Source organism: Streptacidiphilus neutrinimicus, from assembly GCF_000787815.1.
Classification (GTDB): Bacteria; Actinomycetota; Actinomycetes; order Streptomycetales; family Streptomycetaceae; genus Streptacidiphilus; species Streptacidiphilus neutrinimicus.
Window position 1 is genome coordinate 84,988 of the sequence record NZ_BBPO01000028.1, and the last position, 11,702, is coordinate 96,689.

General features: G+C 71.2%; 13 protein-coding genes. All 13 read left to right on the top strand.

Annotated elements, in window-relative coordinates; genetic code table 11:
* A partial coding sequence (locus TR48_RS19315; protein ID WP_439654481.1) for an A24 family peptidase occupies window positions 1-579 on the top strand: 579 nt, incomplete at its 5' end.
* 173 nt (window positions 580-752) lie between these two features.
* Window positions 753-1,388 (top strand): hypothetical protein, encoded by a 636-nt coding sequence (locus tag TR48_RS42055; protein WP_152628042.1) that lies wholly within the window; start codon window positions 753-755, stop codon window positions 1,386-1,388.
* A gap of 356 nt (window positions 1,389-1,744) precedes the next feature.
* On the top strand, window positions 1,745-2,233 hold the full coding sequence (locus TR48_RS19320; RefSeq protein WP_152628043.1) for a hypothetical protein: 489 nt from the start codon (window positions 1,745-1,747) through the stop codon (window positions 2,231-2,233).
* A gap of 58 nt (window positions 2,234-2,291) precedes the next feature.
* On the top strand, window positions 2,292-2,993 hold the full coding sequence (locus TR48_RS19325) for an SAF domain-containing protein (protein ID WP_042368928.1): 702 nt from the start codon (window positions 2,292-2,294) through the stop codon (window positions 2,991-2,993).
* On the top strand, window positions 2,990-3,826 hold the full coding sequence (locus TR48_RS19330) for a hypothetical protein (RefSeq protein ID WP_042368931.1): 837 nt from the start codon (window positions 2,990-2,992) through the stop codon (window positions 3,824-3,826). Before TR48_RS19325 ends, TR48_RS19330 begins: the two co-directional genes overlap by 4 nt.
* A gap of 71 nt (window positions 3,827-3,897) precedes the next feature.
* A complete protein-coding gene (locus TR48_RS19335; protein ID WP_152628044.1) occupies window positions 3,898-5,118 on the top strand; it encodes a TadA family conjugal transfer-associated ATPase in 1,221 nt (406 codons plus the stop codon).
* A 66-nt stretch (window positions 5,119-5,184) separates the two neighbouring features.
* Entirely contained in the window at window positions 5,185-6,090 is a 906-nt protein-coding gene (locus tag TR48_RS19340; RefSeq protein ID WP_042368935.1) for a type II secretion system F family protein, read from the top strand.
* The gene (locus TR48_RS19345; RefSeq protein WP_042368937.1) at window positions 6,087-7,010 is read left to right on the top strand and encodes a type II secretion system F family protein; all 924 of its coding nucleotides are present in this window, start codon (window positions 6,087-6,089) and stop codon (window positions 7,008-7,010) included. The genes TR48_RS19340 and TR48_RS19345 overlap by 4 nt, the downstream gene beginning before the upstream one ends.
* A gap of 52 nt (window positions 7,011-7,062) precedes the next feature.
* Entirely contained in the window at window positions 7,063-7,251 is a 189-nt protein-coding gene (locus TR48_RS19350) for a hypothetical protein (RefSeq protein WP_042368939.1), read from the top strand.
* A gap of 25 nt (window positions 7,252-7,276) precedes the next feature.
* Entirely contained in the window at window positions 7,277-7,717 is a 441-nt protein-coding gene (locus tag TR48_RS19355) for a TadE/TadG family type IV pilus assembly protein (protein WP_052442790.1), read from the top strand.
* Between the two features lie 97 nt (window positions 7,718-7,814).
* Window positions 7,815-8,204: a TadE/TadG family type IV pilus assembly protein gene (locus TR48_RS19360; protein ID WP_268873585.1), complete on the top strand. Its 390-nt coding sequence runs from the start codon at window positions 7,815-7,817 to the stop codon at window positions 8,202-8,204.
* 71 nt (window positions 8,205-8,275) lie between these two features.
* Window positions 8,276-8,653, top strand: a complete 378-nt coding sequence (locus tag TR48_RS19365) for a hypothetical protein (RefSeq protein WP_042368943.1) — start codon at window positions 8,276-8,278, stop codon at window positions 8,651-8,653.
* A gap of 71 nt (window positions 8,654-8,724) precedes the next feature.
* Complete coding sequence (locus TR48_RS19370) at window positions 8,725-11,415, top strand: AfsR/SARP family transcriptional regulator (RefSeq protein WP_152628046.1); 2,691 nt, start codon at window positions 8,725-8,727, stop codon at window positions 11,413-11,415.
* Window positions 11,416-11,702 lie beyond the last annotated feature (287 nt).

Here is an 11,702-nt window from a genome sequence, read left to right on the forward strand (position 1 = left end):
GCATCCCGCGACGCGCGACGCGCGGATGTGATCACGGTGCTGAAGTGCCGGTGGCCTACCGTCGTGGTCGCAGCGGGCACCACTGCCGCCGTCTTGTACGAGCGACCTCCGCCGCCGGCCGCGGCTCCCGCCTACTGGTTCGTTCTTGTCGTGGTCGGGCCAGTTCTCTGCACGCTCGATGTGGCGCTGCTGCGACTGCCGGATGCGATTGTCTTGCCTGCGATCCCGGTTGTGCTCGCGCTCATCGCCATTTCGGCGACTGCCCAAGGGGGTCCCGCAGTGCCGGTGCGCGCATTCGCGGCCGGAGCGGTGTCCGGGGTAGTTCTGGCCGGTCTGGCGATCCTCTCGCGAGGCGGACTCGGCTGGGGGGACGTGAAGGTCGGCGCGGGCCTTCTTGCTCCACTCCTCGGCGCCATCGGTTGGTGGGCCGTTGCTGATGCCGCCCTGCTGGGTTTCTCAGGCGCTGCCCTTGCCGGCCTCCTGCCACCTCGCACTCCCGGAGGGGTCCAGCGTCTGCCGCTCGGCCCGTTCCTCTTCGGAGCGACTTTCGTGGTCGTGCTCGTCAACCGGCTGCAGTGACTTGGGCTCGAATATCCCTGGAAAGAGCGTTGATTGAGTCGTATCCGTACCACCCAGGGGTGACTTCCGTATACGGCGGGAAACTTCCAAGGCATCCTGGCATCTCTACTCGTAACAGACAGTCGCGATCCGAGTGCGGACGGTTTCCGCGCAACGTGGGGAGGAGTGCCCTGATGATGCACAAGCTCACGCAGCAAGTGTGGGTTCCTGTGCTGGTCGCGGCGTACACGACCGCTGTGCTGGCCGGATGCGCCACTTCACAGCACTCGGCGCAAGCCAGTGACGCTGCGTCATCCACTGGTTCTGGCGTGGCCTCACCACGGACCTCGGCATCCCGTTCTGCATCCGTGCTTCCGGCTCCCTGGGCCTCGTCCCAAGGGACACCTGCACAGCAGGCGGCCGCGCAGGCAGCTCTCGCGGCATACCAGGGGATGTGGAGCGACCTCGCCCGACTCGGCGGGACCTCGGACTGGAGGAATCCGGAATTGGGCCGGTACATGACCGGGGATGTGCTCTCCAACTGGTCCTCAAGCTTTGCTCTGAACAAGCGGCAAGGCCTCGTCCTTCTCGGCACCCCCGTGAGCACGCCCAGGGTCTTCTCGGTCGCGCCTAGTGATCACCCGAACACGGTTGAGATCGCGGACTGCGTTGATATGCGCAACTGGCTACAGTACGGCGCCTCCACGCACAGGCTCGCGGACTCGGTTCCCGGTGGTCGTCACTGGAGCGAGGCAGCAGTCACGTTCGATCCGCGATGGCAACGATGGCTGGTCAGCCAGCAACTCCTCGGCAAAAAGGGAAGCTGCTGATGGGGCAGGTCTGCGCCTTGCTCCTGAGCGCACTGATTCTCGCAGCCTCACCGGGGCCAGCCCGAGCCGATGACGGCGGACATGGGTATGCCCAAGTCGCCTGTCCTGGCCCTCAGTGTCAGTTAGTCGCATCCAGCACCGAAGCAAGCGGCACCTCGAGCAATGCGCCCAACCCGGACAAGAAGCCGGGCTCGCGTCCGGTCTGTACCTACGTGCCGGTCAGCGGGATGACGACCGGGACTGACGGGTCGAGGGGGCAGTGGTACAGCCTCGATTGTGGCGAGGGCTTCAACCGAGGCCAGTTCGGCGGACCCGCCCTGCCTTTGTGGGCGGCGGCTGGCCAGCCGGCTCCTGCGGTGAGTCCGGTGGTCGTGGCGCGACAGGCGGAGAGCCAGCTCGTACTGCCCTCCCCTGCGGTGTCGTTCAACCCGGCGGGCTTCCAGGTGGTGCGGGTCCCGACGTGGATGTGGATCCCACCGGTCCAGTGGCGTCCGGTCACGGCGACGGCGCAGGTCCCGGGCGTGAGCGTGACCGCCACTGGGACCCCTTCGTCGGTGCAATGGGATCTGGGCGACGGGTCGCAGGTCACCTGCCCGGGCCCGGGCACGCCCTGGCAGCCAGCTGATGATCCCGGTGCGGCGTCGCCGGACTGCGGGCACGTGTTCCTGCGCCCGTCGGCGGACCAGCCGGGTGGGACCTACGCGGTCACGGTCCGGGTGCACTGGCACGTGGACTGGGCCGGCGGTGGTCAGCAGGGCGCGTTCCCGGACCTGACGTCCGCGACCACGGTCCAGGTCCGGGTGGAGGAGGTCCACTCGCTGGTGACGGGCGTCCATTCACGCTGACGGCGCCGCTGCGTCGACTTCATTTTCTTCTTCACTTGTACGGAGCCGGGAGGTTGGTATGCGCCTTGTGACGCAGCGGCAGAAGCCGCAGCTTGAGAGCGATGACTGGGTGCTGCGGGCCACGAGCGGGCTTGAGCAGGCTGGTCTGGAGCGTCGGCGTTCGTTGATCCGGGCGGCGGCGGGTGTGGCGACGGTCGTGGTGGCGGCTGGTGCGGGGCTGGCGTTGTGGTCGGCGACGCAGCAGCGGACGGAGGTGCTTGCTCTGGCGCGGCCGGTCGCGTTCGGCCAGGTGATCGGCCCGGGGGATGTGCGGGTGGTGGAGGCCTCGTCTCTGCCGGGGGTGCCGGCGCTTCGCGCGTCGCAGACGGATCTGGTCGTGGGTCACCGGGCGGCGGCGTCGTTGCCGGCCGGGACGCTGCTGACGGCGGCGCTGGTCAACTCCTCGGCGCTGGCGGCAGGTCAGGACGCCGTGTCGCTGGTGGTCAAGGAGGGTCACTATCCGGCGCTGAGCGTGGGTGACTTGGTGCGGATCGAGGACACCGGCAGCAGCCCCGCACCGTCAGACGCGGCAACGTCGGGAACCGCAGGTCAGGCTGTCGAGGCGTCGGTGCTGTCGGTCCAGCAGGCGGCGGACACCGCGAGCGGGGCGGGGGCGATCGTGCTGACCGTCTCCGTCGGGGACGCGGACGCGCTGCGGCTGGCGTCCGAGGCGGCACCGGCGGTGGTGCTGACCGGCGCCGCCTCGGAGACCGCGCGGTGAGCGGGGTCGTGGGGCGGCGGATCGTCGCCTTCGGCGGGGTGACGGGCGGGCCGGGGGTCACAACCGTCGTGGGCGCCACGTCGGCCGCGTGGCGCTCAGGTGCGGTGCGGCCGCTGGTGTGGGAGGCGGATCCGGCCGGCGGAGTGCTGCAGCAGGTGATCAATGCGGGCGGTGAGGCCGGCCTGGTGGCGGTCGCGGGCATGGCGCGGCGCGAAGGCCTGGCCCACGACCGGGTGCTGGAGTACGCCGGTCTGGTGGGTGGCGTGCCGGTCGTCACCGCGCCGCTGCAGCCCGGGCAGGCGAAGGCCGCCTTGGAGGAGCTGGCGCCGTTGTGGGAGGAGGCTGAGACCGGTCCGCTGCCGTGGTTGGTGGACATGGGCCGGATCGACCCCTCCGTGCAACGGCCGCATGGGGTGTGGGGGTGCGCTGACGCGCTGGTGCTGGTGACGCGTGGCCACCGTCACGCGCTGCTCTACGCCGCGCTGATCGCCCAGCGTGCGGCGGAGCGCGGACTGCCGACAGTGGTGGCGGTCGTCGGGGCCTGCCCGGAGAGTGACCGGGAGATCGCCCGCGCCCTGGGGGCGGTGGGTGTGGTGCGGCTGCCGTGGGATCCGTTCACGGCCGCGGTGCTGCGAGGGCAGTGGACCAGTCTTCCGACGCGCCGTGTCTTTCTGGGCGGGCGGCTCACGGGGCAGGCCCGGCGGCGGGACTATCCGCTGGTGGAGGCCGCAGCGGTGCTGGCCCGGGAGCTGGACCATCTGCTCGACACTGTCGCCGGGCACGCCGCGCTCTCGCCGACTGGGTCGCCGCTTGCTCTGCGGGGCGGCGCGTGAGCGCGAGTGTGACGGATGAAGCTGTCCGGTCTCTTGCGACGGAGTTCCGCACGAGGATCGGCCGGCAGCTCGTGGCGGCGGAGCAGCAGGCCGGGGCGCGGGGTTTGACGGCGGAGGCTCGCTGGGCGCTGAGCGAAAAGTTGCTGCAGCAGGAGTTGCGGCAGGACGCGGTCGCGCGGCTGCGGCGGGCCGAGTCGCCGCTGGACGAGGAGGCGGAGGCCAGGGTCTGCGACGAGGTCCGCGCCGGCATGACGGTGCTGGGCCCGCTCGGGGATCTGCTGGCGGACGGCGAGGTGGAGGACATCCTCGTCAACGACCTGGAGCACGTGTTCATCCACTACGCCGGCGGCCGCCGCGAACGCCTGACCCGCCAGGTGGCCGGGTCGGTGGAGGAGTTGACGGAGATGGTGCGGCAGGTCGCGGTGTCGTGCGGCGCGGAGGAGCGCCGGTTCGACCGCGCGAGTCCGTGCCTGTCGGCGCAGCTTCCGGACGGGTCGAGGCTGTTCGCCGCCTTGGACGCGCACGGGATGCCGACCTTGTCGATCCGTCGGCACCGGCTGCGCACGGCCACGCTGGAGGACCTCGTGGGTTTGGGCATGCTCAGCCGTGAGCTGGCCCACGAGCTGCGCCTGATGGTCCACGCCCGGCTGAGCATGCTGTTCTCCGGTGGCCCGGGGGTGGGCAAGACGACGGTCATGTCCGCCTGTTTGAACGAGACGGACCCGCGGGAGCGGATCATCACGATCGAGGACACCCTGGAGCTGAACCTGCACCGGGGCGGGCGCGACCGCAATGTGGTCCCGTTCCAGGCCAGGGAGGCGAACCTGGAGGGCGTCGGCGAGATCACGCAGGCCGACCTGGTGCGCTGGTCGCTGCGGATGAGCCCGGACCGGGTCGTCGTCGGCGAGTGCCGGGGACCTGAGGTTGTCGCGATGCTCAACGCGTTCTCGGTCGGCAACGAGGGCTCGATGTCCTCGATCCACGCGGCGACGTCGCGTGGGGCGTTCATGAAGCTGGCCGCCTACGCGGCCCAGGGGCCGGAGAAGCTCACGCTCGAGGCCACCAACCATCTGATCGCGTCCTCGCTGCATCTGGTGGTCCAGCTCTCCAGGGCCACGGACGGCACGCGGGTGGTGTCGTCAGTGCGGGAGATCGTCGACGCCGACGGCGCGCAGATCATCTCCAACGAGCTGTGGGAGCCCGGCCCGGACCGTCGCGCCCGACGTGCCGCTCCACCGTCCCCGCATCTGCGCGAACTGCTGGACCAGCTCCATCCCGGCTACAGCCGCTGACCCGCGTCTGCCCAACAACGCTGAAAGCAAGACGATTTCGATGACGATGATGAGGACGGTGGGCTGATGTCCTCGTGGGACGCCTACGCCGCCGCGGGCTGCGGCGCGCTGCTGGGCCTGGGGCTGGTCACCGCATACTGCGGAGTGGCCGGCATCCCCCTGGCCAGTCTGTATCCACGCCACGCCCTGGACTGGGCCTGGAAGGCCAGACCGGCTGCGGCCCAGCGTGCCGTGGGCCCGCGGCTGTTGGGGTGCGTGGCCGCGGGTTTCGGGGTGTTGGTGGTGTCGGGGTGGCCGGTGTTCGCGTTGGTCGCGGCCTGGGCCGCGTGGGCGCTGCCCGGGATGCTCGGCCCGGACCGGGAGCACCAGCAGCGGCTGGCGCAGGTCGAGGCGGTGGCCGGGTGGACGGAGCAGCTGCGGGACACCCTGTCCGCGGCGGCGGGGCTATCGCAGGCGATCCGCGCCACCGGACCGCTTGCCCCCGCGGCGATCCGCCCGCAGGTGGCCGGGCTGGTGGAGCGCCTGGACGGCGGCATGCCGCTGGCGACCGCGCTGCGAGAGTTCGCTGACCAGCTCGCCGACCCCCTGGCTGATCTGGTCGTGGTGGCGCTGGTGACAGCGTCGCGCCGGCAGTCCGGTCGGCTGACCGAGCTGCTCGCGGCCCTCGCCGACACCACCCGCGAGCAGGCCCGCGCTCGCATTCGTGTCCACACCTCGCAGGCCCGGGTCCGCACCGCCCAGCGGATGATCACCGCGGTGTCCCTGGCCATGCCGGTCGCCCTGATGCTCTTGGACGCGTCGTTCATGGCGCCGTTCGGCACCGCCACGGGTCAGCTGGTGCTGCTGTGGATCGCGCTGGTCTTCGCCGCCGGGTTCGCGATGATCCGGCGCCTGGCCCGGTTCCGCGAAGGCCCGCGCCTGCTCAACTCCCCCAACCGTCTGCCCGTGCCAGCCTCGGATGGTGCGCGATGACCATGCTCGTGCTGCTCCTTTCAGCCGCCGTCGGGGGCGGTCTGTGGACGGCGGTGACCGCGCTGCGGCCCGGACGTGTCCCGCTGACCGACGAGGTCGCCCGCCTCACCCGGCCGACACCCGCAACGGCACGTCCCGAGGTAGCGGTGACGGTGCCTCAGGTCATGGGGATCGCGGAGGGCTGGGCCGGACGGCTCGGCTCCCGACTGGCACCTGTCCTCGCCGCCTGCGGGCTGCCGGGGCCGAAGGTGCGCGCAGACCTGGATGCGCTCGGCAAGCCGGCCGAGCGGCATCTGGCGGAGAAGGCCCTGGCTGCACTCCTGGGACTGGTCACCCCGGTGCCGCTGTGCCTGGCGCTCAGCGTCCTCGGCATCCAGCCGGGCTGGACCGCCCCGACCGGGCTCGCGGTGGTGCTCGGGGCCGCGGGGTTCTTCGCCCCGGACTTCGCGCTGCGCTCCACCGCCATCGAGTGGCGACACACGGTCCGCCACGCGCTCTCCGCGTGGCTGGACATGACCGGCGTCGCGCTGTCCGGCGGCGCGGGCGTCGAGCAGGCGCTGCGCGACGCCGCCATGGAGGGAGAGGGAGAGGCGTTCGACGCCTTCCGTCTCGTCCTGCGCGAGGCCGAGATCACGCGCACACCGCCCTGGGACCGGCTCCGCGACCTCGGCCAGCGCCTGGGTGTGGCCGACCTGGACGAGCTCGCCTGCTCGATCGCCCTCGCCGGCGGTGAGGGAGCCCGCGTCCGCAACACCCTCATGGCCAAGGCCTCGTCGTTGCGCGCGCACCTGCTCGCGGACGCCGAAGCGGCGGCCTCCTCCGCGAGGGAACGCATGGCCATCCCGGTCGCCCTGATGATGACCGGCTTCCTCGGCATCCTCGCCTATCCCTCGCTGGCCCACGCCATGCAGTCCCTCTGACCAAGCCCAACGCCGCTTCCGGCTCGCCACCGTTCAAGGAACCAGGACCGTCATGCACCACGAACTCGCCTGCCTCACCGCCCGCCTGCGCGTCCTCGCCGCCCGGCTCAAAGACCTCGGCGACGACGGCTACAGCACCGAGGCCGTCATCGTTACCGCCCTGCTGGTCATCCTCGCCATCACCGTCATCGGCGTGATCAGCTCGAAGGTCATCGACAAGGTCAACAGCATCAACATGTGACCCGGCCACAGCGAGGAACCGAGCGATGAACCACAACCCCCAAGGCGACCAGCCGCCCGTCACTCCCTCGGCCGCCGAGGCGACGCTGTCGGACGAGGGCTCGGCGACGGTCGAGACCGCGCTGGCGATGGTCCTGCTGATACTGCTGCTCATGGGCATCGTGCAGTTCGCGCTGCTGGAGCACGCGTCGCACATCGCCAAGGCCGCCGCCACCAACGCGCTCGCCCGCGCCCAAGCCGAGGACGGCACGGCCGACACCGGCCGTAGAGCAGGTGCTCAGGCGCTCAGCGAACTCGGCGGCGACGTCCTGCAGAACCCGCGGCTCACAGTCGCCCGGGGACCGGACCAGGTCACCGCGGTGGTCCACGGCCAGGTCCTGAGCGTCTTTCCCGGGCTGCACCTGCCCGTGACCGCCCGCGCCGCGGGCCCCGTCGAACGCGTCACCGGCCTCACGCCGGCGCCGTGACCTCCGCAAGCCCTTGACCGCCGTCCCCGTGCGAGGAACCGCCGTGGAACAGCACCGACAAAACCGCGATGGCTCTCGCGACCGCGGCTCCGCCAGCGTGGAGATCATGCTGGTCGCCCCGGCCATAGTCCTGCTCCTGCTCAGCGCCGTCGCGCTCGGGCGGATGGTCAACGCCCACATGGACGTCGCCTCCGCGGCCCAGCAGGCCGCCCGAGCCGCCTCGCAACTGCGGCTGACCGTTCAGGCTCAGGGCGTCGCCGACCAGACCGCACGCGCGGCCCTGGCCGACAGCGGCCGCGCCTGTCAGGACTTCGCCGTCACGACCGACACCAGCCACTTCACGCCCGGCGGCGACGTCACGGTCACCGTCGCCTGCACGACCCAGCTGTCCGATCTCGGGCTGCCCCTGCCGGGCAGTCACGTGTCCCGTTCGACGGCCTCCGTGCCGGTCGACTCCTACGAGTACGTTTCCGACGGGAGAAGGTAGTGCCGCCTGCGATCGCGCCGGTACGGCGCCGGCAACCTGAGGTTCGCAGTAACGGAGCTGACGACGGCTCGGTGACCGCGTTCACCGTCGTCGTGCTGACCGGCTTGCTGCTGTTCCTGGCCATCACGGCCGACCTCGGCCAGGCCCTGGCCGCGAAGGTGCAGGCGCTGGGCGAAGCCCAGGACGCCGCCCGCGCCGGCGCCCAGGCCCTGGACCTGGGCGCGCTGCGCTCCAGCGGGACCGTGCGGCTGCGCCCCGACGCCGCGGCGCAGGACGCGCGCGCCTACCTCGCCAAAGTCGGCGCGGTCGGCAGCGTCACCGTCGGCACGGACACGGTCTCGGTGGCGGTCACCCGGACCGTTCCCACCCACCTGCTCACGCTGGTGGGTATCAGCAGCCTCACCGTCCACGCCGGCACGACCGCGCGCGCCGAACAGAGCACACCGTGAACCGGCCGGCCCCGCGCACGCATCGCCTCCGGACGCGCCGTGCAGCACGTCTGCCCTCGGCGCTGGCCGGCATGGTGCAGGCGCTGTTCGTCATCGGTCTGCTGACCGTGTTGCCGCTCGTGCTCACCGGCACACCACAGCTGTCCACCGCACTCGGGACCGGCCTGCCCAGCACCGCGCAGGTCATCGCCACTGCGGAACAACCGGTGGACGACCGGCTGCTGTTCGCCGTGCTCGCGCTCACCGGCTGGATCACCTGGGGTGTGCTGGCCTTAAGCGTCCTGCTGGAAATCGGCTGGGCCCTGCGCCACCTCTCCGCTCTGCGCGGCTCGACGGGCATCGCGCTCGTGACCGCGCGCCGCACCCTCGGTTCGCTGCTCATCGGTGGCATCCTCATCGCCCTGCTCACCGCAACCCGGCCCCCGGCCACAGCCGGTGGTATGTCGGCCGGAGGCAGCCCCCTCCTCGCCCCGGTAGCGGCCACCGCGCCCCTGCACCCGGCCGCGGAGACGCCCGGAGTGGACACGGTGACGGTGCGGCCCGGCGACACGCTGTGGCAGCTGGCGGACTCACGTCTGGGCGACCCTCTGCGCTGGCCGGAGATCTACGCGGCCAACCGGAACGACACCGAGACGGATGGCCGAAGGTTCGTCGACCCGAATCTCATCTACCCCGGCTGGACCCTCAACCTCCCGGGCGCACAGCCCGCACCACCAGTCGGCCCGGCGCCGCACACCACCTCAAGCCCCGTGTCCTCCCCCGCGCCGGCCGGCGGTCAGGGCGACCTGGCGCCGGTGCCAGCCCCACCCGTGCCGCGCCGGGAGCACGGCCCGGCCGAGTCACGGCATGCCGCCAGCCGGGCGTCGCACGGGCTGCGACTGCCTCGCGAGGCCGGGTATGTCTCGGTCGCGCTCGCCGCCGCCCTGGCCGTGAACGCACTGCGGGTCAAGCGCCGCCGCACCGTGCACGTGCCCGACGGTGAGGAACCCCCCACGCTCGAGCAGGTCAGGCAACGCCCCGAGCACCACCCCCTCATCGCGGACCTCCGCGCCCTTCAGGCTCAAGAGAACCTCGCCACCCAGAAAGAGGTCCTTGCCGGCGTTCCGCTCGGCGAGCAACCAGGGAAACTCCTGCCCCTCGACGAGCTGCTTCAGGACCTGCCGGTCCGCGCGCTGTCCGTCATCGGTCCGGGCGCAGAGGACGCGGTCCGTGCCCTCCTGCTCCACGTCCTCACCCCGCAGACCAGCCCTGCCGCCACCGTCGTCACCACCGCCGACGACCTGCACCAGCTTCTCGGCTCGCACTCCGACGGCGCCTTGCCTGCCAGGATCCTGGGCACCGACGGCATCGACGAGGCGCTGGCGCGCGTCGAGGAGCAGCTGATCGGCCGTGTCCGTGACCAGCACGAGCAGAGCGACGGGGGCTGCGCGCCGGCGCCGCTGTACCTGGTCACCAGTCAACTTCCCGACCGGCAGCGGCGTCGGCTCCTGTCCATGCTGGACGTCGGTGCCGGTCTCGGAGTCCGCGCGATCCTCGTGCAGACGAAGGATGACGAGGGCGCCACCGTTGAAGTCCATCACGACGGAACCGCCCGCCTCCTCGGCCACGCCACGGGCCCGCTGCGGATCTTCCACCTGCGCCTCGAGGGAGCGCAAGCTTTCATCCGCCTACTCCAGGCCGCAGAGTCGCCCAGCAGTCGGAGCAATGAAGATCCGACCGGAGAATCAGCTCCGGATCGCACACAAGCGCCTGTTCCGCCGCAGACTTCTGCAGCCGATCCGGAAATGGAATCCCTCGCCGACCCAAAAGCAGAAGGCGATGACGAGCCCGATCCCGACGGGAATGGTTCGGATTCCGATTTGGCGCCAGTGCCGGAAATGCCACAAGGGCTTCCGTGCAACTCCGCCGAGTCAGCACCGGCGACCGCCACCAGGCAGGCGGAGCAGCGCGTCTCGGTCTGCCAGGTCGCCGAGCCACCGCAGCCCCACGTCGCACCGGTTGCTCTCACCCTCTTCGGGCCCTTCACCGTGCACGTGAACGGGACCCCGCAGCCCAGCCTCTCGCGGGGCAAACTCGGAGAGCTTCTCGCCTATCTCGCCGTCCACGACGAAGGCGTCGCCGGCGAGAGCATCTGGCAGGACCTGTGGCCCGACCGCGACAACACCAGCGCCCGGGACACCTTCTACCGCACCTCCAGCAACGCCCGCACCCGGCTCCGCGAGACCCTTGAAGCAGGCCAAAGCGCGCAGTTGATCCTCGGCAACGGCACCGGCCGCTGGCACCTGGACCCGCGGCACTTCCAAAGCGACCTCGCCGCCTTCCACCAAGCGCGGCGCGAAGCCGCCACCGCCCCCAGCCCCCAGGCGCGCCGCAGCGCCCGCGAGCGAGCCGCCGCGCTGCACCAAGGAGAGCTATGCGCGGGCAGCACGTTCGGCTGGATCGACCCCTACCGTGAACACGCGCGCATCCAGGCCGTCGCGGTGCTGACGGAACTGGCCCGCACCTCGGAAGGCATCGACGAAGCCCTGTCCCGTCTCCAGCAGGCGACCACTTTGGCGCCAACCGACGAGGCGCTCTACCTCGAGCAGGCCCAACTCCACGTCCGCACCGGCAACCTCGCCGCCGTCAGGCGCACCCGGGACCTGATGACACGGGCCCTCGCCGAGATCGACACCCGCCCCACACCGGCGACCAGCCGCGCCTTCGAAGACCTCCTTCGCGCAGGCGGCCACCCCAGCGCCAAGGCCAGGGCCACGCCCTGACCACCTCCGGAACGGGCGATGGCCAGTGCCCCGTCCAACCATCCCCGTCCAATCGGGTATCCAATCCCCCATCCAGTCACAGACTGGATACCCCCAGCCCATAGAAAAGGGCAGGTCAGGCCGAGTTTCTCCGCTCCTTTGAAGACCCCGACTCCATACCCGGGGAGCCTGTAACCCCCGGTCTTCGCGCGCGTGCGGCCCGTACGGCCCACAACCATTCCCGGGGCCTCGCCTCCCGCCCACGTGCCCAACCCGTGTGCATCCCCCTCTCTCTCACTGCTCGTGAC